General features: G+C 69.5%; 20 protein-coding genes and 3 pseudogenes. 12 read left to right on the top strand and 11 right to left on the bottom strand.

Annotated elements, in window-relative coordinates; genetic code table 11:
- The first annotated feature begins 99 nt into the window (after positions 1-99).
- A complete protein-coding gene (locus tag ACSHXC_RS37490) occupies positions 100-288 on the top strand; it encodes a hypothetical protein (protein WP_438295793.1) in 189 nt (62 codons plus the stop codon).
- Between the two features lie 27 nt (positions 289-315).
- Here the strand turns inward: ACSHXC_RS37490 and ACSHXC_RS37485 are convergent, their stop codons facing one another.
- Both ACSHXC_RS37485 and ACSHXC_RS37480 read right to left on the bottom strand, forming a co-directional pair.
- Positions 316-1,410 carry a carboxylate-amine ligase gene (locus ACSHXC_RS37485; protein ID WP_438295792.1) on the bottom strand — a complete coding sequence of 365 codons (1,095 nt, stop codon included), beginning with the start codon at positions 1,408-1,410 and terminating at the stop codon, positions 316-318.
- A 150-nt stretch (positions 1,411-1,560) separates the two neighbouring features.
- Positions 1,561-2,399: pseudogene (locus ACSHXC_RS37480) on the bottom strand (catalase).
- A 253-nt stretch (positions 2,400-2,652) separates the two neighbouring features.
- On the opposite strand from ACSHXC_RS37480, the gene ACSHXC_RS37475 reads away from it, so the two are divergent.
- From ACSHXC_RS37475 to ACSHXC_RS37465, 3 genes are all read left to right on the top strand, one after another.
- A complete protein-coding gene (locus ACSHXC_RS37475) occupies positions 2,653-2,931 on the top strand; it encodes an isoamylase early set domain-containing protein (protein WP_438295791.1) in 279 nt (92 codons plus the stop codon).
- A gap of 285 nt (positions 2,932-3,216) precedes the next feature.
- Positions 3,217-3,708, top strand: coding sequence for a DUF2975 domain-containing protein (locus ACSHXC_RS37470; protein ID WP_438295790.1), 492 nt, complete (start codon positions 3,217-3,219; stop codon positions 3,706-3,708).
- Positions 3,708-3,929, top strand: a complete 222-nt coding sequence (locus tag ACSHXC_RS37465) for a helix-turn-helix domain-containing protein (protein WP_344379553.1) — start codon at positions 3,708-3,710, stop codon at positions 3,927-3,929. Before ACSHXC_RS37470 ends, ACSHXC_RS37465 begins: the two co-directional genes overlap by 1 nt.
- 110 nt (positions 3,930-4,039) lie before the next feature.
- On the opposite strand, the gene ACSHXC_RS37460 is transcribed toward ACSHXC_RS37465, so the two are convergent.
- Together ACSHXC_RS37460 and ACSHXC_RS37455 are read right to left on the bottom strand one after the other, a co-directional pair.
- Positions 4,040-4,801: a MerR family transcriptional regulator gene (locus ACSHXC_RS37460; protein ID WP_438295789.1), complete on the bottom strand. Its 762-nt coding sequence runs from the start codon at positions 4,799-4,801 to the stop codon at positions 4,040-4,042.
- Between the two features lie 230 nt (positions 4,802-5,031).
- On the bottom strand, positions 5,032-5,925 hold the full coding sequence (locus tag ACSHXC_RS37455) for an isopenicillin N synthase family dioxygenase (RefSeq protein WP_438295788.1): 894 nt from the start codon (positions 5,923-5,925) through the stop codon (positions 5,032-5,034).
- Positions 5,926-6,733: 808 nt separating this feature from the next.
- Here ACSHXC_RS37455 and ACSHXC_RS37450 point away from each other — a divergent pair.
- Positions 6,734-7,876, top strand: a complete 1,143-nt coding sequence (locus ACSHXC_RS37450; RefSeq protein ID WP_438295787.1) for an Ig-like domain-containing protein — start codon at positions 6,734-6,736, stop codon at positions 7,874-7,876.
- 30 nt (positions 7,877-7,906) lie between these two features.
- On the opposite strand, the pseudogene ACSHXC_RS37445 reads toward ACSHXC_RS37450, so the two are convergent.
- Positions 7,907-8,632, bottom strand: a pseudogene (locus ACSHXC_RS37445) (class I SAM-dependent methyltransferase); the annotation flags it as partial.
- Between the two features lie 250 nt (positions 8,633-8,882).
- A complete protein-coding gene (locus ACSHXC_RS37440) occupies positions 8,883-9,029 on the bottom strand; it encodes a hypothetical protein (RefSeq protein WP_438295786.1) in 147 nt (48 codons plus the stop codon).
- A gap of 266 nt (positions 9,030-9,295) precedes the next feature.
- Here ACSHXC_RS37440 and ACSHXC_RS37435 point away from each other — a divergent pair, with 266 nt between their 5' ends.
- Positions 9,296-9,721, top strand: coding sequence for a DUF3592 domain-containing protein (locus ACSHXC_RS37435; protein WP_438295785.1), 426 nt, complete (start codon positions 9,296-9,298; stop codon positions 9,719-9,721).
- 13 nt (positions 9,722-9,734) lie between these two features.
- On the opposite strand, the gene ACSHXC_RS37430 is transcribed toward ACSHXC_RS37435, so the two are convergent.
- The 3 genes from ACSHXC_RS37430 to ACSHXC_RS37420 are packed head-to-tail and all read right to left on the bottom strand — an operon-like array spanning position 9,735 to position 14,271.
- Entirely contained in the window at positions 9,735-11,048 is a 1,314-nt protein-coding gene (locus ACSHXC_RS37430; protein ID WP_438295784.1) for an MFS transporter, read from the bottom strand.
- The gene (locus ACSHXC_RS37425) at positions 11,045-13,054 is read right to left on the bottom strand and encodes a PEP/pyruvate-binding domain-containing protein (protein WP_438295783.1); all 2,010 of its coding nucleotides are present in this window, start codon (positions 13,052-13,054) and stop codon (positions 11,045-11,047) included. The genes ACSHXC_RS37430 and ACSHXC_RS37425 overlap by 4 nt, the downstream gene beginning before the upstream one ends.
- Positions 13,051-14,271 (bottom strand): ATP-grasp domain-containing protein, encoded by a 1,221-nt coding sequence (locus tag ACSHXC_RS37420; protein WP_438295782.1) that lies wholly within the window; start codon positions 14,269-14,271, stop codon positions 13,051-13,053. The genes ACSHXC_RS37425 and ACSHXC_RS37420 overlap by 4 nt, the downstream gene beginning before the upstream one ends.
- Positions 14,272-14,706: 435 nt before the next feature.
- On the opposite strand from ACSHXC_RS37420, the gene ACSHXC_RS37415 reads away from it, so the two are divergent.
- Positions 14,707-16,002, top strand: coding sequence for a PAS domain S-box protein (locus ACSHXC_RS37415; protein ID WP_438295781.1), 1,296 nt, complete (start codon positions 14,707-14,709; stop codon positions 16,000-16,002).
- Between the two features lie 65 nt (positions 16,003-16,067).
- On the opposite strand, the gene ACSHXC_RS37410 is transcribed toward ACSHXC_RS37415, so the two are convergent.
- Positions 16,068-17,294: an FAD-dependent monooxygenase gene (locus ACSHXC_RS37410; protein WP_438295780.1), complete on the bottom strand. Its 1,227-nt coding sequence runs from the start codon at positions 17,292-17,294 to the stop codon at positions 16,068-16,070.
- 216 nt (positions 17,295-17,510) lie between these two features.
- Between ACSHXC_RS37410 and ACSHXC_RS37405 the strand changes: the two genes are divergently transcribed.
- Positions 17,511-18,368, top strand: a complete 858-nt coding sequence (locus tag ACSHXC_RS37405; RefSeq protein ID WP_438295779.1) for a hypothetical protein — start codon at positions 17,511-17,513, stop codon at positions 18,366-18,368.
- A 562-nt stretch (positions 18,369-18,930) separates the two neighbouring features.
- Positions 18,931-19,479, top strand: coding sequence for a GNAT family N-acetyltransferase (locus ACSHXC_RS37400; RefSeq protein ID WP_438295778.1), 549 nt, complete (start codon positions 18,931-18,933; stop codon positions 19,477-19,479).
- A gap of 155 nt (positions 19,480-19,634) precedes the next feature.
- Here the strand turns inward: ACSHXC_RS37400 and ACSHXC_RS37395 are convergent, their stop codons facing one another.
- Positions 19,635-20,630 carry an esterase/lipase family protein gene (locus ACSHXC_RS37395; RefSeq protein WP_438295777.1) on the bottom strand — a complete coding sequence of 332 codons (996 nt, stop codon included), beginning with the start codon at positions 20,628-20,630 and terminating at the stop codon, positions 19,635-19,637.
- A gap of 625 nt (positions 20,631-21,255) precedes the next feature.
- On the opposite strand from ACSHXC_RS37395, the gene ACSHXC_RS37390 reads away from it, so the two are divergent.
- From ACSHXC_RS37390 to ACSHXC_RS37380, 3 genes and pseudogenes are all read left to right on the top strand, one after another.
- Positions 21,256-21,654 (top strand): hypothetical protein, encoded by a 399-nt coding sequence (locus tag ACSHXC_RS37390; protein WP_438295776.1) that lies wholly within the window; start codon positions 21,256-21,258, stop codon positions 21,652-21,654.
- A 922-nt stretch (positions 21,655-22,576) separates the two neighbouring features.
- Positions 22,577-23,452 (top strand): annotated as a pseudogene (locus ACSHXC_RS37385) (VWA domain-containing protein); the annotation flags it as partial.
- Between the two features lie 127 nt (positions 23,453-23,579).
- Positions 23,580-24,920 (top strand): lipase family protein, encoded by a 1,341-nt coding sequence (locus ACSHXC_RS37380; protein WP_438295775.1) that lies wholly within the window; start codon positions 23,580-23,582, stop codon positions 24,918-24,920.
- Positions 24,921-25,073 lie beyond the last annotated feature (153 nt).

Genomic DNA, 25,073 nt, shown 5'->3' with positions numbered 1-25,073 from the left:
GGGGCGCGGCCGTCCACGGGTCACCCGAATGCCACGCCAGGGAGCGCGGGACCCGCAGCCGTGATGGCGTGGAGTGTTGTCACGGTACGGAGGACTGTCATGTACGAAATGCACGTCGGCATATCTGTCAGCGGCGCCGGCCAGGTGTGGCATGTCGTCGCCCAGGGCCAGCGCGCCACCCTGTGCGGCCAGCCCCTCGACCTCGGCGGGGACACCCAGACCGACCACCACTGCCTGGCCTGTATGACGGCCTTCCAGCGCCTCATGCAAACGGTCGAACCCGCCTGACCGCTGAAAGCCCTGGTGGACGTCGGTTCAGGCGGAGGCGGTTTCGTCGATGATGAAGTCGATCAGGGCAGGGAGTCCTCCCTCGGCCAGGGCGTGGCGCTGGCGGTCGGCGCCGGTGCCCTGGCGCAGCAGGCGGTGGAGGAGGGGATCGACGTGGCGGCCGTCGCCGTGTTCCTCAAGAGCCGGGGCGATGTGCCGGGCCAGCTGGACCAGGACGTCACCGGCGGGGCGGGGGCGGCCTCCGAGGTCGAGGAGAGTGGTGCCGAGGCCGTGGCGGGCGGCGTGCCACATGGCGGCCTGGAGCAGTTCGGGAGGGCAGGCCGGCTCGGGGATGGCGTCCTTGTGCTCGCGGATGGCGGTGGCGGCCAGGGCGCGGACGATTCCTGCGAGCATCACGGCGTCGTCCACGCGCAGTTGGACGTCCATGCAGCGGACTTCGAGGGTGGGGTATCGCTCCGAGAGACGTGCCTGCCAATAGAGCTGTCCCGCGTCGGCGATGGTCGCGGACGCGGTGAGTGCGTCGGTGCGTCGTTCGTAGTCCTCTATGTCGGCGAAGGGCGGTGGCGGCCCGCTGACCGGCCAACGGCTGAAGACGGGCGTGCGCCAGCTCGCGAAGGCGGTGTCGTTGCCGTCCCAGAACGGCGAGTTCGCCGACATGGCCAGAAGTGCGGGCAGCCAGATCCGGAGACGGTTCAGCACCGCCACGCCCACTTCCCGGTCCGGCATCCCGACATGCACATGCATCCCGTTGATCAGCATGCCGTCGATGAGATGGCCGCCCTGCTTGCGGAGTTCCAGATACCGGCGCCTGTCCGTGACCGGAACGGTCCCCGAGCCCGCCACCGGAGCGGCGGCGGTCGCGGCGAGACGGCACCCCGCCCGCTCCGCGGCCGTGCCCAGATCATGGCGCAGTCGCAGCAGATGGCCGGCTACTTCGGCCAGGCTGCCGCACACAGGCGTGGCGGCCTCGACCTGCGCCTGCAACAGCTCCAGCTGTACCTCGTCGTCCTCGGCCAGCGCATCGAGTCCCGCGGCGCGGCGCACCTCCTCCGACAGAGGCACAGGGTGTCCGCTGGCCGGATCGAGCAGCAGGTACTCCTCTTCGACCCCGATGGTGATCATGGCCAGTAACTACCCGTCCCACGGCCGACCGTACCGGCAACCACCCGCGACCCCGGCGGTCGCGCCGAATCCAAAACCATGGGCAGCCGACGGCTGCCTTCCCGGCTCGGGCGGCCGCCCGCAGAACACCACGAGGCCCTGTTCCTGTGGTCAGGCCTTTTCCTGCATGTCTCGCCGCGCAGAGTTGCTCTGCTCCGCGGCCTTGGGGCCCTTCCCGTCCGCCTTGGCGCGCACCCCCCGTTCGATGCGCTCAGCCCCAGTCGTCGTCCTCGGCATGAGAGACATGGGCCGACCGGGTGATCTCCCCGTCGGTGTGCCAGCTGGGCGGGTTCCCGTACCGGCCGGTGTCGGCCACGGGGCCTCCCGTCAGGTTCGGTGCGTAGACCGGGTCGACGGTCTTGCGATACGCCATCGCTCCGTCCTTGGAGTACGTGTGCACCGGAACGACCGGGGCGTTGACGGGCAGTTGCTGATAGTTGCCGCCGATCCGATGCCGGTGTGCGTCCGCGTACGAGAACAGCCGGGCCAGCAGCATCCGGTCCGGGCTGGGGCCGATCCCGGGAGCGAGGTTGTTCGGCTGGAAGGCCGTCTGCTCGATCTCCGCATGGTGGTCGGTGGGGTTGCGGTCCAGGGTCATCCGGCCCACCACGATCAGCGGGTAGCCGCTGTGGGGTGTCCGGGCTGCCGCGTTCGCCCGCGACCGTGGAGAACCGGGTGACCAGCTCGGTCCTGGCACCGGGCCGGAAGACAGCAGCCTTGGTGGAGGCACTGACATCGCTGGTCACTTCGAAATGCCCGAAGGCACCGCTCCCCTTGGCATGCGGCTGCCGCTCGGGGATCCGCTCCCGGTTGAACTGCGTCATCTGCTCGATCAGGTAGGAGTCCTGCAGCAGGATCGGTCCACCAGGGCCGACGGTGAGCGAGTGTTTGTCACTCTCCACCGGAGCACCGGAATCGCTGGTGGTCGGCTCACGTGAAGTGTCGGTCATCGATCTCTCCTCCGTCGGGCGGTGACAGGCGAAACGCTGGTCAGGCCACGGCTGCGACGAGCGGTCGCGGCATCACGCGTGCAGCCCGCTGTGGGCGCCGCCAAACCCGGCGATTCACCGCATGTGCACCGGCTGGGCCGGGCGATTGACGCCGGGCTCCTTCCGGTGGTGTCGGCGAGCGGCCGGCGCGCAGGCCGCCGACGATGGAACCCTGTCCCCCATCCCCGTCGCCGCCACCCTCAGGAGCCCGCTGGTGCTGAACCGCACACCGCGCAAGAACCGCACCGAAGTCACATTCGTCCTCCCGGCCGACACACCACCCGGACCGGTGAGCGTGGTGGGCGACTTCAACAACTGGCGGCCCGGCATGCACACCCTGACGCCCCGCGAGGACGGCAGCCGCGCCGTCACCATCGAGCTGCCCAGCAAGAGCAGCCACTCATTCAGATACCTGGCCGCCGGCGACTACTGGTTCAACGACGACGACACCCCCGCCGACCAGGACGGACCCAACAGCCGCCTGCACACCTGACCTCGGCGGCCTCGCCCCACCGGTCGTCGTAAGCAGCGAACGCTCCCCCGCCCCGGTAAGGGCTGCCGACTACTTGCCGCGGCCGGTGACGAAGTCCCGGATTCGGTCGACCAGCCCGACACCCGGTGCGAGGAGCTCCTCGGTCCGGGGGGGTGGCCGACTTCTCCCGACACGGAGAATACGAAGCCGCTGCCCACCCTCCGTTCCAGCCCTTGCCGTTCCAGCCCTTGCTCCACCTATCGATACTCGATAGATTCCCATCGCAAGTCGATGGAAGGAGCGGTCATGGGAAAACTGGCAGTGCGTGCGTTGCGCGCCGTGCTCGCGGTGGTGCTCGCCGGCACCGTGTTCGTACAGGCGGGAATGGTGTGGGCGTTGGTCACCGGGAATGACCCGGAGGACGGGTCACTCCCCCTGACCTCGCTGCGCGTGATCACGATCCTGGGCATGATGACGGCCCAGGTCGCCCTGGTCTGCGTATGGCGGCTGGTGGCGATGGTGCGACGCGGAACCGTGTTCTCCCACGCCGCCTTCCGGTACGTGGACATCTTGATCGGAGCGATCGTGGCGGCGGCCCTCGTGTGGTTCACGGTCACGATCGTCAATGCGCCGGGCCAGCGGGACGACCCGGGCGTCAGCGTCATCATGGCCGGGATCGGCGTGGCGATCCTGGGGGTCGCGCTCATGGTGCTCGTGCTGCGGATGCTGCTCGCCCAGGCGGTCGCGCGCGACGTCGAAGCCGCCCGCATGCAGGCCGAGTTGGACGAGGTGATCTGATGCCGATCACCGTCGACATCGACGTGATGCTGGCAAGGCGGAAGATGTCCGTGGGCGAGCTCGCGGACCGCGTAGGGATCACCCCCGCCAACCTCGCGGTACTCAAGAACGGCCGCGCCAAGGCGGTGCGCTTCGCCACACTCGCCGCACTCTGCGAGGTACTCAAGTGCCAGCCGGGCGACCTGCTGCGCTGGGAGCCCGAAGACGCCGCGAGCGGATGACACGCCCCCGGGACGGACGCGTAGCTCCTGGCACCGCCGGCCCCAGACACGGCAGATCCTTCAGCTGGCCGTCGCCGCGAGGTCGGCTCGTGGCGGCGGCCCGGGCCGATTCAGCCGAGCCGCGTGGTCGCGTACGTGTCGATGGCGTCGCGCTGGTAGGCGGCCAGGCCCGCCGCGATCGACTCGTACGCGGCGCGCCAGTGTTCGTTCTCCACGCAGGAACGCCCGATCGCCCGGTATTCCTCGGCAGTGGCCGGCCGGATCCGGGCCAGCGTGCGGTACTGGGTGTCGATCTCCGCCTGTACCTCATCGGCGTCGGCGGGCAGACGGGCGGCCAGTAGCTCGGCCAGCCGGATCATCTGTGCCGTGCGCTCGCGCTCGTCGGCCTCGATCTCGGCCTCGCTCAGCGTCGCGTGGTGCCGTTCGATGGCCCCGACCAGTTCCGGGAAGTCACGCAGGCCCTTCATGTAGCGGGCGGGCCGGATGCCCTCGAAGAGGTTTTCCGGTCGGTTGATGCTGGTCATGGGTGTGCCGTCCTTCCTGGACCGTTCCAGTTCGGCGATCGTGCGGGCGACGGTGACGGCCAGGGTGTCCAGCCGGTCGCGCTCGGCAAGGAGTCGGCGGTGGTGGCCGCGCAGGGCCTCCAGTTCGTCGACCTGCTCGGCCAGGACCCGGCCGATTTCCATCAGCCCCACGCCCAGGGCCCGCAGCACGAGGATCTGCTGAAGCTGCAGCAACTGCCGCTCCTCGTAGTAGCGGCGGCCGTTGGTGCCGATGCGGGCGGGTGGCAGCAGGCCGATCTCGTCGTAGTGCCGCAGCGTCCGGGCCGTCACACCCGATATCCGGGCGACCTCCGCGATCGGCCAGGCCATCGCCGCCTCCCCCACGAGTGCTTCACCGGGCCGGTTTCTCCGGCCCTGCTCAGAACGGTAGAGGCTGCCGCAGCGGCAGCTTCAAGCCCTTCACCCGGAACTCCCGGCCACGTTCCAGCCGGCCGGCGAGGCCGCAACTGGCGGACCTGTCCGACCAGTCCGACCAGTCCCGCAACCGCATGGATCACCGCTCGTGGGACGGCCGACCGGACTCGGAGGCGGCGGCTGTGTCAGCCGGCCGTGATCGCGTCCAGCTGGGCTCGCAGGTAAGTGTGGGAATCGATGCCCCGGACGTCCGTGCCGGGGTCGCACTCGTAGAAGTACACCAGCGACAGCAGTTCCTCCGCGGGGGCGTCGGCGGGCGGTGGCAGTACCCGGTGACGGCCCGACTTCCAGCGGCCGTCGGTCCAACGGGCCATCAGATCACCGATGTTGACGGTCAGCGCGGCGGGGTCGTACGGGGCGTCCTGCCAGCCGTGCCGGTCCGTGAAGACCTGAAGCCCGCCCTTTCCGTGCTGCCGGTCCAGGACCGTCACCGTCCCGAAGTCGGTGTGCGGTCCGATCCGGAACTGGCCCGGCTGCGGGGCGCCGACGATGTCCGTCCCCGGATACCAGTTGATGTTGAACCCCCAGGTGGGGTGGCCGGTGTGCCGGGTGAAGAAGTCCTCGGGGCGGCCGAGGGCCGTGGCCAGGAGTTCCAGGAGGCGGTCGGAGAGCGCCTTCATCCCGGCGAGGTAGTCGTCGATGAGCGGTTTGAGGTCCGGGGCCTCGGAGGGCCAGGTGTTGGGCGCGAACCACTCCGCGTCGACGGCCGCGTCCCCGGTGGGTTGCTCGGCGGCGAAGGACAGCGACTCCTTCAGGTCCGGCGGAGTCTCGGTGCCCTCGGCATAGCCATTGGCCTCGGCACCCGGGCCGAGCCACCCCCGCCCGCCCACCTTCACGGCGTACGGCTGCTTGGCGGAGGCGGGGAGACGGAAGAAGGCGCGGGCGGCCTCGCGGATGGCGGCGGGCAGCGACGGGTCGATGCCATGGCCCTTGACCAGGAGGAAGCCGGCGTTCCGGAGAGCGCGGTCGATACGGGCCGGGTCGGGAGCAGTCAGATCGACGGTGGGGATGAGGTCCACGTGAGAGATCTCCCCCGCCCCGCCGCATCCCGAAACCCGGCCCCGCCGCCCCCCTCCGCTCGGCGCCACGACCCTGGACGCCTCGACAAGGCGCCCCGGCCTGGCTATACGCCCCGAAGGACCCAACTCCGAAGAGACGAGCTGACGTTGCCCAAGCCCCGACACCCACGCAGGGCACTCATCACAGACATGACACGATTTCAGTCACTTGGATGCCTTATGTTTCCCAGGCACGCGAGGCTCGTGACATGCTGCGTGAGCGGCCGTCCGTGGGGGAGGCCGCACTTTGGTCGGCGCCCGGTCCTCAACCGTGCCCCGGTGGACCGGACGCCGACACCAGCCCTCGCACCCTGCCCGCCCCGGACACGGACGGGCTCCCGCCGCCAACCGGCCAGGACCAACCACCCCCTGCCCATGGCCGTTGGTTCAACCGGGCGGTCCGCTGCACCCGTTCGGACCCATCGGCAACGACGCGGTCATATGGTCGTCCCGCGGTCTGCTGTGATGACGCCATCCCGCTGTCGATGCTTGGGAGGGCCGCACGGTGAGACCCCGGGTCAGGAACTGGAGCATGGCGCTCGTCGCGGCAGGTGCCATGACCATGGCCGCCGCGTCGCCCATGCTCACTCCATCGCTGCATCCCCGCTCAACAGTGCCCCTCCTCGCGGACACGGCACTGGAAGCCGTGGCGGGGAAGGAACCTGCGGGCAGTCAGTGCACCAACAGCTGTCCCGTCGGATCGTGCGGGGCCGTGGGGTCCGGGGGCGACGACCGGCCGCATACGACCGATGACGACGAACGACGTCAAATGCCGATCCAGCGCGTGGACTTGGCCCCGGAGTCCGTGATGCCGTTGGCGGATCCTGCCGACTCGCTGACGATCCGTCTGAGGACGGACGGCCAGCTCACGGATGTGAGCGTCACCGATACGCAGGGGCGACACCTGGCGGGTCGGATCAGCGACGACGGCACCTGCTGGCACAGCACGACACCGCTGCGCGCCGGCACCCGCTACCTCCTCCGAGCCATGGCCGAGGACGAGGACGGCCTGCCCGGACAGGCCAGTTGGGCCCTGGAGACCGCGCCGCCACCACCGGGCAACAGGCTCACCGCCGCCTTCGGACCCACGCCCGGCGTCTACGGGGTGGGGCAGCCCGTCGTCGCCGAACTGTCCCAGCCCGTCCCGGCAGCCGACCGCCAGGCACGCAGGCTCGTCGAACGGTCCCTGCAAGTGACCTCCGAGCCCGCCGTGCAGGGCAGCTGGTACTGGGTGAACGACAGCACGCTCCACTACCGGCCCCAGACGTACTGGCCCGCCCACGCCACCATCCAGGTCCGCAGCGGCCTGGACCGGGTCCACGTCACCGACAAGCTGTACGGCGGACCCTCACAGCCGCTCACCCTCACCACCGGTGACCGGATCGAAGCCATCACCGACGTCGCGGCGCACGAGATGACCGTCAAGCGCAACGGCCACACGATCAGGACGATCGCGGTGACCACCGGCAAGCCGGGCTTCCGCACCCGCGAGGGCATCAAGGTGGTCCTGGGCAAGGAGCGCACGGTACGCATGCGGGGCGACTCGATCGGCATCGCTCGCGGCACCAGCGACTTCTACGACCTCCCCGTCTCCTACGCCACCCGCCTCACCTGGAGCGGCGAGTACGTCCACGCAGCCCCCTGGTCCCTCGAATCCCAGGGTGCCGAGAACGTCAGCCACGGCTGCACCGGCATGTCAAGCGACGATGCCGCCTGGTTCTACGACACCATCAGCCCCGGCGACATCGTCGACGTCATCCACGGCTACGGCACCCCCATGACCGTCTTCGACAACGGCTACGGCGACTGGAACCTCACCTGGAAGCAGTGGCTCACCGGCAGTTCCCTGTCCGCCGTCCCCCACCATCCGGCCATCACCACCGCCGCCGCACGCCTCCGCCCCACACCCTGATCCCGCCGTCCCCGGATACACCTGGGCCTCGCGGCGGAACAGGGCTGTCCACAGGAAGGGTTCACCGAAGTGGGCGGACTCGGCGGGTTCGTCGTGCATGCGCCGGATCTCTGCCTCGGCGAGGTGGGAGAAGATCCTGCGCAGGTCCTCGGAGGTGTAGGCGAGTCCGCCGTGGAGGCGGGCGTCGCGGTAGAAGGCCGCGTCGGGCAGCGTGGAAGCGCCGCTCTCTCCGGGGGCGAAGCAGGTGAGGGCGAAATGGCCGCCGGGGGCGAGGAATCGGTCGAGGAGATCGAGGTAGCTGAGGCGGCGATGGGGTGGCAGATGGTGGAAGCAGCCCGAGTCGTAGATGAGGTCATAGGAGCCGTTCAGCTCGGCCGCAGTGAGGCTGAAGGCGTCCGCACAGCGGAATCGGATGTCAACTCCGGCCTGCAGAGCGCGTTCTTGGGCCCAGGCGATGGCCGTCGGAGACAGGTCGACGGCGTCCACCTGGAAACCGTGTGAGGCGAGGTGGAGGGAGTTGCGCCCGGGGCCGCAGCCGAGGTCGAGCGCCCGGCCCGGAGTGATCAGTTCGCGGTCGAGGTAGGAAGCCAGGTTCTCGTCCGGTTTCGCCACGAAGAACGGCACAGGCTTGGAACGGTCGGTGTAGAAGTCGTCCCACCAGGTGGCCGCACTGCTCGTCCAGCGATCGGCCTCGGGTGCGAACAGGCCGTCCAGGAGCTTCAGCACGTCCTCGACCCGGTAGATGTTCCGGTCCATACAGTTCCCCTTCCGTCAGGGGAGACGCTACGGCCCAACATCGCAAAATCCCAGGTCAGGGTGGAGTGCACGACAGCACGGACGGGCGGTGGCACACCTGCGGCGAACGTGGCCGAGCCATCACCTGCGCCCGTGCACACGGGACGCCCCCTGCCCCCACCGATGGTCACCGCGCGGGCATTCCGACCGGCGCTCAAGCGGAATTCTGAAGATCTCCATCACGCGACTCCACTGCTGCCACCCATCGGAATCACGGATGCGCCGAAAAGACGTGGCCGACGGTGCCGCCCCTGAAGGCGGTGGTGCTGATCGGCTCGATGACGAGCGGTGCGACGAAGATCCGCGCGCCCGCGCCCAGGACGACCGGGTGGACGAGAAGGCGGTACTCGTCGATCAAGCCGGTCTCGACCAGAGGTCAGGCGAACCGTGCCCCGCCGTGGGCGAGCGTCTGTACGGGATTTGCCCCGCACAGATGAGTATGCCGCCCCGGTGGCGGCGACGGCGCCGGTGCGGTCCGGGCTTTCCGGACGGGGCTCATGGTCACCGGGGAGCGGCTGACCGAGAAGGTCGAGCACCGCCTCCTGGCCTACGAAGACGCGTTCAATCCGTCCATGCGCGACTACCACGCGCAACCGACAGCCCCATGCACACGTCAAGCAACACGTGGAACGTGAATGGCTCTTCTCCCTCATCCCCCTGACGATCGGCGTGCTCTTCCTCAGCTTCGGCGTGTACGGCCTCCGCCGCGCCGACGTGCTCCGCCGCAGAGGTGTCACTGCCGGGGCTCGGATCGTCCGCCACGACGTCAGGCGGGACGACGACGGCGCCGCCTATCACCACCCGGTGGCGGCCTGGACCGCGCGGGACGGGCGCACGTACGAGCACTCCTCCAGGTTCGGCCGGGGAACTGTCGGACGTGACTTCGGCGTGGGAGCGCATGTCGTGGTCCGGTACGACCCGGACAATCCACGCCGGTTCGCGATCGAGGGCTGGGACACGAGGGGTGTCGATCAGCTGTTCACCGTGCTGGGATCGCTCCTCACTGTCGGCACGGTGACGGTGCTGCTTGTCCGGCTGCTCACCCTCTGACCCTGGCCGTCGTTCAGCTGCTCCACACGTCCGCCGCCGGGGTCCGGACCGCGGCTCGGTCCCGTTTCACCACCCCGCTGCGCAGCAGCAGTTGAACGGCCCCGAGCAGCACCGCGGTCGCGAGCGCGCTGTGCCAGAGCAAAGCGTCCAGGTGACCGGCGGAGACGTAGGCGCCCACGGCGATCGCGGCCAGGGCGCACACCGCGCGGTCCACGATGCTCTCGGCCGACAGGAGCGTGGCGCGCGGGGCGTTCGCTGGTACGGCGTCGTTCACCAGCTTGCGCTGCACCGGGTACACGAAGCCGGTCGCCGCGGCGAACAGGCAGAGCAGGGCGACCACGGCCCACGGGCCGCTCAGCGTCATCGCCGCCAGCGTGCCCGCGAGGGCGAGGCTGAGGATCGACACCCAGGCGACCGGCGTCACTCGACGGCTCAGCCACTGGGGGCGGGCCGAGCCCACCGCCTCCGCCACCGTCATCGCGGCCAGCACTCCGCCGTGGGAGGCCTCCCCGATGCCGTGGTCCAGCAGGATCGGCTGGAACAGGTTGACCTGGCAGATACGGGACAGCGTGAAGACCGCCACGCCCTGCACCATCACCAGGCCCAGCCACCGCGACGAGGCGACGCAGCGCAGCGCGGCACCCGCGTCCCGCAGGAACGCCCGGCCCCTGCGCCCTCCGTTCTTCCGAGCGGCGGTCGCCTCCCCCGTGCTGCCGTCCGTACTTCCATCCGTCCCGGCGAGCCGGGGCAGCCCGACCGCGCAGGCGAGGGAACCCGCGGCGCTGGCGGCACTGAGCACGTACGGGGCCGTGTGGGCAACCGCCATCAAAGGCCCGACCAGCGGCCAGCACACGACCTTCGCCGCCAACCCCCAGGCCCGCGCGGTTCCCTCCGCCTTGAGGTAGTACTCCTCGCATTTCTCGGCCCGCAGCCCGTCGTACAGGTAGGCGCTCGCCGCCCCCGACGTGAGCGAGCGGCCCATGGCGATGGCGAGGAAGTGGAGGAGGAAGCCGGTGTACGAGGCGCTGGCCACGGGAGCCAGGTTGGCCGCCGTCATCACCACCGCGCCGGCCCGCAGGCAGTTGCGGGCGCCGATCCGGTCGGCGATCAGCCCGGTCGGGATCTCGAACAGGCAGAAGGCCACGTAGTAGATGCTCTGGATGCCGAAGATCTGGCCGTCGGAGAGTCCGGCCTGCTTCTGGTAGGCGTAGAACACCGGCATCCACCACAGCAGGTTGAACAGCAGCTGGAAGCCGTAGTTGAGCCGGATGATCCGGCGGGCGGTGTGCGTCGGACCGGTCCGCGCATCCGTGTGGCCCGGGATCACAGCGCGTACGGGCGGATCTGGACCAGCCGGAAGTCGCCCCGCTCGGTCATGAGCCACTCGATGTCCAGCGGCCTGTCCACGTCGGCCTCGCTGAAGTGGGACTGCAGGAGCCGCCCGGTCAGGGACAGGTCGGCGAGCCGGGCACGGGTGGCGGCGGGCAGGTCGTCGCCCCAGGATCCGAGCGCGACGGTGCGGCCACCGCCCTCCACCGTGTTGTACAGGTACTGCTGCGGCAGCACCGAGCCCTCGACGACCCGCTCCGGGGAGCCGGGGGAACAGTTGAGGTAGACGTTGCGGAAGTCCGCGCGCCGGGTCGGGTCGCAGGTCACCAGGACGCCGCCGAGGGAGGCGGGCACGTACTCCTGGATGATCACACCCATGTATGTGTCGTCGAGGGAGATCCCCACCTGGTGGCGCAGTCGCACACTGCGGGGTGACACCAGGGAGGCCCACACCTGGCGTACCGCGTCCAGGAGTTCGGCAGTGCCGTGGACCGTGGTCACGGAGTCGTAGACGCCGGCCGCGGAAAACCCGGGCAGGTCCTCGGCGTTGGACGAGGAGCGCACCACCAGACGCCCGTGCTCGGCGGGCGGCGCGGGGAAGGCCTGGCTGATCTGCCGCATGACGGACTCGGGTACCGGCGTGTGCCGGATCAGCTGTTGGAGTTGCAGACAGATCGGGTCCAGGACGTCGGTGGCGTCGAGTTCGAGTGCCATTTTGAGCTTGCCGATGCCCTGCTGGATGGCGGGCGAGGAGGCGAGGAAGTGCTGCTGGAGCGCGAAGGGGAGCGCCACGCCCTCCGGGGCGCCGACCGTCGCCGACGCGAACTCTGCCGCCCTGGCCCGGAGTTGGGGCAGGTGGGGCGCGTCGAGGCCGAGCCGGGCGGCGAGGTGCCCGTAGAGGTCGTCGCGCGGCGGGCGGGGCTGTCCGTAGAAGGTGGTCAGGTCGGCGGTGCGGCTGTCGAGTACGTGGTGCAGCTCGCCGAGGTTGGCCGCCTTGGTGCCGTAGCGGTCACGGTCGGCGCCGCGCAGCCGGTGCAGGGACAGGACGGGGGCGTCTTCGAGCAGGGGCGGTTCGAGGCGGATGCGCTGCTGGTGCCAGGCCGGCGCCCGCAGGGCCGGTTCCCGGTCGAGGCGCTCCAGGGAGATCTCGTCCTCGCGCACCTGGTAGCGGACCCACGCGCCGTCCAGGTCGTCCTTCTCGACGAGCTGCTCCAGATCGCGCACGATGGCGTTGGGTATCCCCCAGCCGGAGGCCAGGACGTTGGTGTGGGAAAGGGGGGTGATCGGCGCGGTGTTGAGGAATCCGGCCGTCCGGGGAACGTCGTCCGGCAGGCACGGCATGGCCACGATGTCCGCCCAGCCGAGCTCGCCCGCCGCGGCCGCGTACTCCTCGTCCGTCCGGAAGAACCGCAGCCGCCCGACGGCCTCGCCGGGGTTCAGCGGCGTGCGGACCCGGGAGCCGAAGAGTTCGTGGCTCAGGATGCGCGGCAGGCGCTGTTCGCTGATCGCCGCCAGTTCCTCCTCCTGCCCGTGGTTGGCGGGCTTGAGCAGCACCGGGAGCCGGCCGTCGACCCGTTGCCGTACGAACTCGTAGAAGAATTGCAGCAGTTGGCCGTTCATGGTGTCGGCCTCGGTCGTCTCCAGGACGAGGAAGGTGCGTTCGCGGCCCTCCGCGTCCTCGTCGGTGTGCAGCGACAGCACACCCAGGAGGAAGCGCCGTGCCGGGTCGGCGTAGACGGAGGCGTTGAACGCGTCCAGGGTCGCGTCCAGTTCGGCGAGTTCCATGCCAAGGACACGGGTGGCGATGTAGTTGACGTGGAAGGGGTGCGCCGCCGTGTCGAGGAGGTGCCAGGTGTTCTCGACGCGGTCGACGACGACCTTGAGGTAGGGGTGGCCGGCCAGCACTCCGGAGAGGGTGCGGAAGAGCGGCAGGGAGAGGTTCTCGCCGACGACGGTACGGTCCGTGGACGGCTCGGAGGCGCCGGTGAACAGCTGGGCGGTCACGCGGAGACCTCCTCGGGCCGCGCGGCGGGCAGGACCTGCGGCAGGGCATCCACCAGCGTTTCGAAGTCGCGGAGCACCGTGCGGGCGTCGGTGCCGGAGAGCAGGCACAGGGCCGCCATGGTGTTGGCGCCCGCGGCCGGGTCGTAGACCGGTACGACGCTTCCGTCGGCGAGCGAACTCTCCTCGACCACCGACAGCTCGCTGCCCCGGCTGAGCGGCACGTCCTTGGCGACAACGGGGAAGTCCCACACCTTGCGGTGGCGCCAGGCCTCGCCCCGGCCGTCGACCGCGAGGACGACGAGAGAGCCGGCCGCGCCGCGCGCCTGCGCCGGAGTGAGGGCCTGCTCGGGCCAGTGGACCGGACGCCCGACGAGGTGGTCCACCAGCATGCCGACGAGGTCGAGCCCGAAGACGTCCTCGATCTGCGGCACCGTCATCGCGCCGCCGAACCGGGCGGCCGTCTCGATCAGCCACATGCTGCCGTCCGCGCCGAGCTTGATCTCGGTGTGCGTTCCGCAGTCCCGCAGGCCGAGGGCGTCGACCGCCTCCCGCGCGAGCGCCACCACGCGGTCCTGGGCCTCCTGGGACAGCAGGGCGGGAGTGATGCCGGCGCGTTCGGTGAACGGCTCGACGGTGGGCATCCGACCGCTGAGGCAGACCGGGTGGAAGGTGCCGTCCGCCACGACTCCCTCGACGCTGACGTAGTCGCCCCAGCCGGGCTCGTCGAACCAGTCCGACGCGGTGCCGGTCACGATCTGCTCCACCACGAAGTGACCCTGCGCCTCGGCGACGTGGAGTTCGGCGTACCCCAACTGGGCTGATTCGGCCATGACTTCACGCGAGCGGTGCCAGGCGGCGGACAGTTCGTGCGGGGCGTGGACGATCTGGTGCGCGGTGGAGCCGGCGCTCCAGGCCGCCTTGAGGAGCAGCGGGAAGGGCAGGGCATCGGCCGCCCCGTACAGGTCCGCCTCGGTGTCCACGGCACGGAACTCGGGCTGTGGCAGCCGGCGTTCCTGCCAGGTGCGGCGCATCAGCCGCTTGTCGCGCGCGAGCGCTGCTGCGCCGCCGGCCCCGGCGAGCCCGAGCGCCTCGCACGCCTCGGCGACGGCCACGACGGCGTACTCGGAGAAGGTGAGCACCGCTTCCGCGCCCACGTCCTCGGCCCGCGAGACGATCAGGGACACCAGGTCGGAGCGCTCCGCGCCGGCGGGTGTCACGACCGAGGCGCACAGTCTCCGGGCGGTGCGTGCCGCAACGGGAGGAAGGGCGCTGAGCGCCAGCAGGTGCACTTCCGCCCTAGCGGCCGCCCGGGACAGGACGTGACCGAGCGGCGGACCACCCTTGGCATGCACTAACAGCACCTTGCTCACTGAAGTTCGTCTCCATTCGTCTATATCGGGGCGTAATCACCCGCACACTCAAGGGGACCACGGCAACCGGCGCCCACATCGCCCCGAGGGACGCCGGCCCCTCAGGCAAATGCCTGATTCACAGGCCGGGTTGAGGCATCGAGAGGTACCGCGAGGGCTCACCGAACGGCTTCCACTTCGGCCGAGAACCGAGCATGCACGGGATCGGGACGGGATACCCATGGCGATGTGACAGTGCGTCAGCCGGTTGCGTACGGACCGTATACGGACGGAGAGACCGCTGTGGATGACTCCAGCCTCAAGGCGCTGCTCGAACACCTTCCGGTGTTCTGGTGGGAGATCGACGAACCGTGGCAGGTGCGCGAGAGGGGAGGCGGCGCGTTCGCCGACACCGAAACGGCACAGCGCTTCCTCGACCGGATACGTCGGGAGCTCGCGGCCCCGGGGCACCCGCCGCAGGGCGGCCGCTGGCAGGCCCGGTTCGACGGCCGTACCTTCGATGTGAGCTGGCCCCTGGACGAGCGCGGCGCCGGCCACCGTACGCACGGCCTCGCCGTGGAGGTCGACGCCCACCCTGAAATCCCGCGGCAGTACGCGGCCTTCGCGGGCCTGGTCAACCTCTCCCCGGCGGCCGCCTTCATCCGGGACAGCGACGGCCGTTATGTGTGGGCCAACCACGCGTACGCACACCTCTACGGCACCGTTCCGGAGAAACTCGTCGGCAAGTACATCGAGGAGTACGACGCCCCTACCGAGGCCGCCCAGTTCCGCGCCCTCGACCAGGAGATCCTCACCCGGGGGACGCCGGTGCGGCACACCCTCGACTACCGGCGCCCGGACGGCAGCGCGGGCCAGGCGGTGGGCCACCGGTTCCCCGTACGGGAGAACGCGCGGATCTGCGTCGCCGGAATCTACGTGGACATCACCGATCACCTGCGCGCCATGGTCCAGCGGCAAGAGGCCGAGGACGACTTACGAGCACTGCGCGACCACAGCGGCCTGCCCTGCGCGCTCCTATCGGCGAACGGACGCGTGGTCACCGCGAGTTGGGCCGCCGCCGAGCTGTTCGACCTCAGCCTGTCCGACCTGGTCGGGCGCCGCGCCCACACCCTGCTCGCCCCCGAAACCGGCCTCGACGGGCTGCACCGCCGGTGGAACGGTCTGATAGCACGCCGCACCCGACGAGTGGAGACGTCCGCGGTGTTCGTGGATGCCCAGGGGCGGCAGCGCCGCGCACAGCTCCACCTGACCACGGTCGGCCATTGCGCCGGCCGCGCCCGCCACGTCTGGGCCGTCGTCACCCACCAGAGCCTCGCCCACGCCCCCCACCCGTCACTCACCCCCGCCCAGATCCGCATCCTCTCCCTGCTGGCGGCGGGCAGCAGCAACGGTGACATCGCCACCTCGCTCAAGCTGTCCCGGCAGACGGTCGACTACCACCTCAGCCGCCTGCGGGAACTCCTGGGCGCCGACACCCGTCCCGCCCTCGTCGCCCGCGCCTACGTACTCGGCATCCTCGCCCCCCGCGCCTGGCCGCCACGCTCCGCCACGGCGGCCCATCCGCTCAGTACCGTCTGACGGGCGGCGGCAGGGCGGCACCGTCCTGCCGCCGAGCGGGCCTGGCCGCGTGCCTCGAAGGCACCTCAGTAGTCCGGCAGATCGAAGGCGACAGCCGCGCGGAATTCCGCCGAGTCCTCGCGGCCAGGCCCATCGGGACGCGCCGAGTCCGTGTCCCCCTCCGGCCCGGACGCTCCCGTCTCGGCGACCAGCATCTCCTGACCCAGCCCGAGCAGCGCCTGATTGGCCGTCACATGAGGGCGCAGCCGCTCCTCGTAAGCACGATAGGCGGGCACGTGGTCGCCATCGGCCAGGTGCAGCTCCCCCGCGAGGACGTAGGCCGCCGTCAGCGCCACACTGGTGCCCTGCCCCGTGAGCGGGGAACAGCAGAATCCGGCGTCACCCAGGAGCGCGACGCGCCCCCGCGACCAGCGGTCCATCCGGATCTGCGCCACCACGTCGTAGTGGAAGGCGTCGGTCTCCCACATGGCTTTCAGGAAGCGCGGCACCTCCCAGCGCAGGGACTCGCAGCGCTCCGCCACCAGCCGCTTCTGCGCCATGAGGTCACGCGGCAGCATCTCTTCGTACGCCTCCTCGGACGTGAAGCCCACGAAGACACGCAGTTCGGTGTTGTCCCGGACCGTCATGGCCATACAGCCCCATATGCCGTCGACACCCGGCTGGTGGAACACCTCCCAGCGGTCGAGGCCCAGGTGGTTGGGGGCGCTCCACGACGCGATGTAGACACCGATCGGATGCAGATAGTCGGCCTCAGGGCCGAAGACCAGTCGACGGGTCGCCGAGTGGAGACCATCGGCGCCCACCACGAGGTCGAACGATCGCTCCTCGCCACTCGCGAAGCGGACCCGGACACCGTCGTCCTCCTGGACCAGCGTGCCGATGGAGTCACCGAACAGGTACTCCACCCCGCTCCCCGCGGCCCGAGCGAGCAATGCGGCCAGGTCGTCCCGGAGGATCTCCACATCGGGTCCGTCCGAGGGTCCGCCGCTGGCGGTCCACCCCAGGGTGCGCCGCACTTCGCGACCATCGGCATCGACGTGCGACATCCCGCGCAGGCCCGTCCTCCCCTCCCGCAGCTCCTCCAACAGGCCCATCCGCTCGACGACTTCCATCGCACTGCCGCGCACGTCCACCGCCTGTCCGCCGCCGCGAAGGTCCGCGGCACGCTCGACGACGGTGACACGGAAGCCGTAGCGCGCCAGCCAGTACGCCAGGGCCGTGCCGGCGATGCCCGCGCCGGAGACGAGGACCGAGGTGGGGCGTGAGTGGTGCGGCCGGATGCTGTTCGTCATGGTGACCTCCCGAATCGGTGCCATGCGCCCATCCTCGGCAGCGTCACCGACAGAACACCGACAACCAGGTGTCTGCACCGACAAGCCGCCGACAGGCCGCAGGACGCCGAGCCCTCAACCCACTCCCCCTCGTTTCCTGATCCCTGATTCCTGGTTCCGCCCCATGCGCCGCGTCTGTATATGCTCCCCCTGGTTTGGTTAAGGAATTGGTAAAGGGTGGGGAACGTGCAGGTCGTCCGCAAGATGAAGAAGTTCGCTGTGCCGGTTGTCGGCTCGCTCGTGCTCGCCATGGGGTTGACCGCCTGCGGCGGCGGTGGTGGCAAGAGCGGGGGCGACGGAAACAAGAGCGGGGCGAGCGCGTCGCAGCCCAAGGACGCGCGAGCCGCACTCGCAGCCGCCGCCAAGAAGACCGGCGAGCAGAACTCGTACAAGACCCGCCAGTCAGGCGGCGCCTCCGAGGAGGGGGTCACCGACATGGCCTGGCAGCGGACGCCCTTCTACTCCTCCATGCAGGTCCACGGGAAGAAGACCAAGGACAACCCGAGCGGTGAGACATACCTCGTCGACACGGCCGACGGGGCATACACGAAGACCGACAGGATTCCCGGCAAGGACTGGTTCAAGATGGATCCGTCCAGCGACAAGAAGACCGACCGGTCGCGATCGCGGGGACTGCTGACGGAGTTCCTCGGCGCCCTCAACGCCACGGGCAGCGCCAAGTGGGTCGGCACCGAGCAGATCGGCGGGCGCCCCACCGACCACTACCAGGGCACCGTGACCATCGCCGAACTCGCCAAGTACCAGGGTCCCGCCATGGACAAGGACAGCCACGACTGGTACGTCGACGTCATGCGCAAGGGCGGCAAGGAGCAGGCCGTCATCGACGTGTGGATCGGCAAGGACGACCTCGTGGCCAAGTCCCAGGAGGTCAGCTCCGGCAAGAAGGGACAGGAACGCATCGTCGAGGAGTACTCGGAGTACGGCACTTCCCTCAAGGCAGAGATCCCGCCCGCCGACAGGGTCGCCACGTTCGACGAGTACATCGAGGCCCTGGCGAAGGGCCCGTCCGCCTGAGTCGGAGTGGCTCGGGGTACGACAGCCTCATTCACGGGTACCGCGCGCAGATCGGGCCCTGCCGCGGCATGGACGTACGTGCCGTCCTCTGGTCGTTCTGGTGGGACTGACCCGCCACTGGGTCCTTGACTGGGGCCCCCGGCAGCCTGCGAACGACTGGCTGGGATACGGTCGTCCGGCGGGCCACGGCACTCAGCCAAGGCGGAACACACTTGAGCGGCACGGTGGTTGGTCCCACCTCGGCAACCCTGTGGCGCCGATACACCGCGGCGGTGGTCGACGGGCTGCTCGCCCTCGGCTGCGGGCTGGTGGTCGGAACCGGCTACCTGGTCTCACGGAACGCTGCGAGCAGTCTGCCCGGTCCCTCCGTTTCCGGCCTGTGGGCCAGCCTTGTGGCCGGCATGGTCGGCCCCCCAAGTGAGCACCGCTGCCGGGACATTCCAGGATGTCTCTGCAGCGCGGGCCACTGCGCAGCCGGTCAAACCACCACGACCCACACGGAGATCGCCTCTGTGGTGAATCACGCGGGCGACACGTCACGCACAGGCTCTAACGTTGGTCCATGCCCACTATGCCGTCACGTGTCGAACTACAGCCGCTCACCCTCTCCGACCAGGACGAGTTCTGCACGCTCGTGCAGGCCAGCTCCGAGCTGCACCGCCCATGGATGCAACTACCCGCGACCGCAGAGGAGTTCCATGTCTGGATGCGCCGCTTTGTCGACGGCACCAACCGGGGCTATCTGATCCGCGTCCGGGAGACCGGCGCAGCCGCCGGCACGGTCAACATCAACTCGATCATCCGGGGCCGTTACCAGGGTGCGTCCCTGGGCTATGCGGCCTTCGCCCCGTCCGCAGGGCACGGGTACATGACCGAAGGGCTGACCACCACGCTGCAGCACGCCTTCACCGACCTGCGGCTCCACCGCCTGGAGGCCAACATTCAGCCGGCGAACAAAGCATCCCTCGCCCTGGTCCGGCGACTGGGCTTCCGCTACGAAGGGATCTCGCCCAACTACCTCTATATCGACGGGGGTTGGCGGGACCACGAACGCTGGGCCACCACCGCACCGAACCCCTGGACACCCGATCCGTCCCTTCCCGAGGTCTGAGGGGGTTCCTTCGTAGACCGGGCCAAGGCGGGTCAGGGCTTGCTGAGAACGTTCGTTGCGATTGTCTGTACGCAGGGCGAGCCCGGTATCGGGAAGGGAGTCGTTCTTCACCGCACCACAGTGGAACGGAGAAGGTGTCCACGGTCCGGTGCGGGTCACACCGGGAGCAGCATGAGGGCGCAGCGCACCGGACGGGCGTGGGTGGGGTCCAGGGCGTTGAGTACCAGCTGGTGCACGTTCGGGTCGTAGGAGCTGCCCAGGTGGCCGGTGAGGTCCAGCGGGCATACGCCCTGCAGCAGGATGTTGTGCACGGTCGCACCGGGTCCGGCGGTGAGGTACTGGTTGGTGTACGGGGTCACGACCTCGTCGGTCCTGGTGATGATGTTGGTGTAGGTGACGCCGGGCTCGGTGTCGCCCTTGGCGTAGAGCTGCTTGAGCACCGGGGAGCCGACCGTCTGGTCCCTGGCCGCGGGGCTGTCCAGGCCGAGTGGCTTGCCGGCACTCCCCGCCACTGCCAGGACCGCATCGGCGACGTGGACCAGGCCGAGCAGGGTGGTGCCGTGGCTGCTGGGGCTGATGCCCACCAGCTGGTGCACCTTCGCGGCACCGCCGTCGAAGCGCAGGTACCACTGCGGCATCACACCGCCGCCCTGGGAATGGCCCACCAGGTCGACCCTTGCCGCCCCCGTCGCGGCCCGCACCTGGTCGACGTAGGCGGCCAACTGCCTGGCCGAGGCAGGAACCGGGCCGACCGCCTTGATCAGCGCGTGGGGTCTGGTCTCGCCGTAGTTGAGGGCGAAGACGCAGTAACCGGCGTTCTTCAGCACCGGGGCGAGCCCGCTCCAGTTGTCGAAGGCGTTCTCGAACGTGCCGTGGACCAGCACCACCGGGTAGGGGTGGGCGGCCGAGGGCTTGCAGCTGAAGTCGTTGGTCCCGGCCGGGGAGCGGTCGGGATCCGGCACCGAGGCCAGCAGGGCCGGGGCGAAGCCGACCACTCCCAGGCCGCCCAACGGGTCGGCTGGCGAGGCAGGTTGGTCCTCGACGGCACCATGCCTCGGCGTGGGGCCCGCCGCGGAGGCGGCGGGGACAGAGGCGGCCAGGCAGGCCGCTGCGGCGAGCGCAGTGCCTGCGGCCTTGAGGAATCGGCGCATCGTGTGCGCACCTCCTGGTGACGGGGCGGCGATGGGGCTGGAAGGACCCCAGCTTCGACAGCCCGCCGCACGGTGTTCGCATACGCCGCGCCACGTACGCCCGTTCAGCGCACGCCCAGTCAGCCAAGCGTGCGGACGGCCTCTCTGCCGGAGAGGGACGGGCGGACGTGCCTCTCTGCCGGACAGGGACAGGAGGCAGCCGGGGAAGCGAGCCACGGTCCTGCTCCTGCCCCGTCGTGTCTCCGTGTCGGCCACCGCCGTGGGACCGGCGGCCGACCCACCCGAATCTCGGTACCTCGCCGGAGGACGAGGCGAACGACAACAGGCCGTTGTCGAACGGGAGTTGAAGGTTGTCCGAGAGGTGGAAGACCAGGTCGCTCACCCGAGGATGCGGAACATGCGCACAATCCCGGGACCCTGCGCACTCACAACCCCCGTCAACCAGGCCTACTGGCCAACGGCGGAAGGGGTGTCGGTGGGAGATCACCATCAGGCCGGCGAGTTGAGCGTTGGTCCGAATGAGCGCAATTCGTGACGTGTTCTCCCCGCTCCTCGTTCTAGGGGCGGCAGGTTGCACAGGGCGGGCCTGTCACTCCTCACCAACCCATCGAATGGGAGCACAACCGTGATCAAGCATGTTCTCGCCGGGGCGGCCTTCGCCACCGCCGCAACGATGGCTGTCGCCATGCCCGTCTCGGCCTCGGCACACACCACGGCGCCCCAGCCCCACAAGTCCCCCACCGACGCGCTCCAGAGGGTCCTCGCCACGAGTGTCGTGCAGGGTCCGACCGCCGGCGGCACCGGTGCGACGGGCTTCGGGACCATCAACGGCGACACCTCCATCACCGGTGAGTCGGGCGGCATCCTCAACAATCACGGTGCCCCGCTCGGCCGCGTCGACGGACGCTGCCTGGTCCCGCTGCCGGAGGGCGAGGGCATCGGCGGCCACGGGCTCGGCAGCCTGAAGAACGAGTGCAACATCGCCCCCGCCGACCAGTTCCAGGCCCCGCAGAAGCTGCTCTGACGTACAGCTGGGCGTACGAGTCTCCCACCAGGAGACCCTGCCGACAAACTGAACGAAGAACGGCACTCGCGGTTCTCCGAACTCGGAATGGACTGGGTGTAGTCCATGAGGGTTGCGGAATTCGGGGCGGGTGGTCGGCAGCCTTGCCGACCACCCGCCCCAGACGTTTTGGGCCCAGATGCACCGCTGACGACTGACCGACCTGATGACTGCCGGCCCGCTGGCCTGCCGCCGGGCAGTCCGCTCACATGGTTCTGCATCCGCCGCCTTGCTTCTTACGGCTTTGCTGCTCGCGGCGGAGGCGGGCTTGGGTTGGTTCGGGTTTGCGGGGCTGTCCGGGATGCCGGACAGCCCCCTGTGGGGCAGGGGGCTGTGGGGTGGGATCAGGGGTTCTGGTGGGTCAGAGGAGCTTCTGTGGGGCCTGGTACTGGTCGACGGGTGCGATGTTGCAGGCGGCCTTGGGTCCGCCGAGGGCGTGTCCGCCGATGCCCTCGCCCTCGCGACGGCCATCGTTGCGGCCGTGGCGAAGACCGCCCCGGCGAGAACCTGCTTGATCACGGTTGTGCTCCCATTCGGTGGATCAGCGGGGGTGGCAGGTCCGCCCGGTGGGAAACCTGCCGCCCTCCAGAACGAGGAGCAGGATGAAAACGTCACAAATTAAGCCCATTTAGACCAGTACGGAGGGGCGGGGTCTGGTGTCCCCGCCGCCTGTGGACGGGCGTGCGGGGCCGGCCGGTGGGGTCGTGGGCGTGCCGGGTCCCGGGGCTGGTCAGGCCTCGGGACCCTGGTGCACTCTCCATGTGCGCCGGGCTCAACGCCCCCCCCCACAGCCCCGGTCACCCAACATCCCCCACCCAGCCCATTCCGAACTCGGCGAGCTGCTGTTCGCTCAGCGAACCGGGTCGGTACGCCCTCGCCATCCCGTAGGAAGAACCTGGTCTGGGACATGGACGTGAAGCATCTGCCGTCCATGCGGGGGCTGTACCAGGTCAACAATGGCGCTACCGCCCTCATCGAGGCTTCGCTGAAGTCCCTGGACGACCTGGGTCACATCTGGGAGCAGTACGGCGAGCACAGCTTCCTGCAGATCGTGGTGACGGATGGTGAGGAGAACGCGTCCGGCGGAGACAGGCGGCACGACGGCGACCCGGCCATCCTCGGCCCTTGGCTCGACAGGATCGCCGCGACGATGGGCGGGCTTCCGGGGCACTGGACTTCGGCGATCCTCGTGCCGAACTCCCTGGCCAAGCGGACCGCCCAGAACTACGGCTTCCCGGCCGGAAACATCGCCATCTGGGACGCGGATTCCCAGAAGGGGGTCGAGGAGGCGATCGGCACCGTGCGCGCCGCCGCCACCAGCTTCCTCCGGGGCCGCGAGCAGGGGGTGCGCGGCACGAAGAACCTGTTCGCCGTCGGTCAGGACATATCGGTGGACGAGGTGCGGGCCAACCTCGAACCGATTCCGGCCGACAAGTACCGGCTCCTGAAGGTCGACAAGGAGATCGAGATCCGCCCCTTCGTCGATTCGCATCCGGGAGTGGTGTACGAACGTGGCGCGTGCTACTACCAGTTGGGCGCCCGGGCTCAGGTTCAGCAGAACAAGGAAGTCGTCGTGGTCGAGAAGGACACCGACCGCGCCTACACGGGCGATGCGGCCCGCAGCCTTCTGTTCGGTACGGGAGTCCAGGGGACCGTCTCGGTGAAGGCGGGGAACAATCCCGCGCTGGAGGTGTACGTGCAGAGCCGTTCGGTGAACAGGAAACTCAAGCCGAAGACGCGCCTGCTCATCATGCTCTGAAACCGGACAGCGGGCCGCCCGGCACCCGGTCACGAAATACCAGTCGCGGCTCTGTACAGGGCAGTTACCTCTAGGTAACTTTCCTGAGGTCACTCCTGTCACTCTTTTGGCGATCCACGGGGGAACCATGTTCAGACACACCGCACGGGTGCTGGCGACCGCAGTTGCCACGGCGCTGGCCGCCACCGTCGTTCCGGCGGCGGGCGCGGCCGCCGCCACGCCGTCGACGGCCGGGAAGAGCGACCCGTTCTACACCTACGACAGCAGCACACCGTTGTCCTCGTACGCGCCGGGCACCGTGCTGAAGAAGCGGACGCTGCAGTACCACATCGTCGGCTTACCCACTCCGGTCAAGGCGATCCAGCTGCTCTACCGCACCCGCGACGCTCAGGGCCGCCCGGCGGCCAACGTGACCACCGTGGTGCGCAGCATCAAGGGTGACAGCAGCAAGGCAGTGTCCTACCAGTCGTTCTACGACTCCCTCAACCCCCAGGACGGACCTTCCCGCGCCATCGCCGGAAACCTCACCCTGGGCGGAGTCATCGCGAACGCCGAGAACCTCTTCCTGGTGCCGCTGCTGACGCAGGGCTACAACGTCGTCATCCCCGACACCGAAGGGCAGACCGCCAACTTCGGGGCCGGACCGGAGTATGCGACCAACACGCTGGACTCGATCCGCGCCGCGACCGATCCCGAGGCCGGGACGGGCATGAACGCCGACACCAGGGTCGGTTTGATGGGCTACTCCGGCGGCTCCATCGCGACCAACTGGGCGGCGGCGCTGGCACCGACGTACGCGCCCGACGTCAACAAGAAGCTGGTGGGCTTCGCCGAGGGCGGCCTGCTCGTGGATCCGGCGCACAACCTCAAGTACGTGGACGGCTCCCTCGTGTGGTCCGGGGTCACCCCCATGGCGATCATCGGGGTCGCCAGGTCATACGGCATCGACCTGAAGCAGTACATGAACAGCTACGGTCAGCAGGTGTACCGGGACCTTGAGCACGGCTCGCTCCTCGACGCACTCGGCCATTACCCCGGTCTGACCTGGAAGAAGCTGGCGAAGCCGCAGTACGCCGATCCGAATTCGGTGACCGCGTTCGTCGAGGCGGTCAACAAGATCAACCTGGGTTCGGCCGCCACCCCGACCGTTCCCGGATTCATCGCGCAGGGCAACGGAGGCGTGGTCGAGGGGACGTTCGGCAACCCGCCGGGCATCGGGACGGGCGACGGGGTCATGGTCGCCGGGGACGTCCGCGCGCTCGCCCGGCAGTACTGCGCCACCGGCAACGGCTCGATCGCCTACCACCAGTACAACCTGCTCAGCCACGTCCCCGTGGCCGCGGCCTGGGCACCCGGCGCGATCGGCTGGCTGGGAGACCGGTTCGCGGGCAAGCCGGCTCCGTCCGACTGCGGACACATCCCACCGGGCAACTCGCTGGCACCGGAGCAGCCGACCTCGGTGTCGTGACCCCACAGCGACACACACGAACACCCAAACCCGCAGAGGCCATCAACTCCCCTTATCGGCCCTATCAGTTGGGCCGAGGAAGGCTGACGCACACCGGTCGGTTCCGGCACAAGCTCGCGGAGCGGGCCATGCCGGGACTGCTCTCGGCCGTAA

This window comes from Streptomyces sp. HUAS TT7, from assembly GCF_051550175.1.
Taxonomy (GTDB): domain Bacteria; phylum Actinomycetota; class Actinomycetes; order Streptomycetales; family Streptomycetaceae; genus Streptomyces.
The sequence above is the reverse complement of the archived record's forward strand: the minus strand, read 5'-3'. Positions and strand labels throughout refer to the sequence as shown.

Bases quoted from the DNA above. Each gene is read 5' to 3' on its own strand.
- ACSHXC_RS37485 (WP_438295792.1), bottom strand. From the start codon at position 1,410: ATGATCACCATCGGGGTCGAAGAGGAGTACCTGCTGCTCGATCCGGCC.
- ACSHXC_RS37395 (WP_438295777.1), bottom strand. From the start codon at position 20,630: ATGCGCCGATTCCTCAAGGCCGCAGGCACTGCGCTCGCCGCAGCGGCC.
- ACSHXC_RS37450 (WP_438295787.1), top strand. From the start codon at position 6,734: ATGCCGATCCAGCGCGTGGACTTGGCCCCGGAGTCCGTGATGCCGTTG.
- ACSHXC_RS37470 (WP_438295790.1), top strand. From the start codon at position 3,217: ATGGGAAAACTGGCAGTGCGTGCGTTGCGCGCCGTGCTCGCGGTGGTG.
- ACSHXC_RS37400 (WP_438295778.1), top strand. From the start codon at position 18,931: ATGCCCACTATGCCGTCACGTGTCGAACTACAGCCGCTCACCCTCTCC.
- ACSHXC_RS37380 (WP_438295775.1), top strand. From the start codon at position 23,580: ATGTTCAGACACACCGCACGGGTGCTGGCGACCGCAGTTGCCACGGCG.
- ACSHXC_RS37410 (WP_438295780.1), bottom strand. From the start codon at position 17,294: ATGACGAACAGCATCCGGCCGCACCACTCACGCCCCACCTCGGTCCTC.
- ACSHXC_RS37460 (WP_438295789.1), bottom strand. From the start codon at position 4,801: ATGGCCTGGCCGATCGCGGAGGTCGCCCGGATATCGGGTGTGACGGCC.
- ACSHXC_RS37490 (WP_438295793.1), top strand. From the start codon at position 100: ATGTACGAAATGCACGTCGGCATATCTGTCAGCGGCGCCGGCCAGGTG.
- ACSHXC_RS37465 (WP_344379553.1), top strand. From the start codon at position 3,708: ATGCCGATCACCGTCGACATCGACGTGATGCTGGCAAGGCGGAAGATG.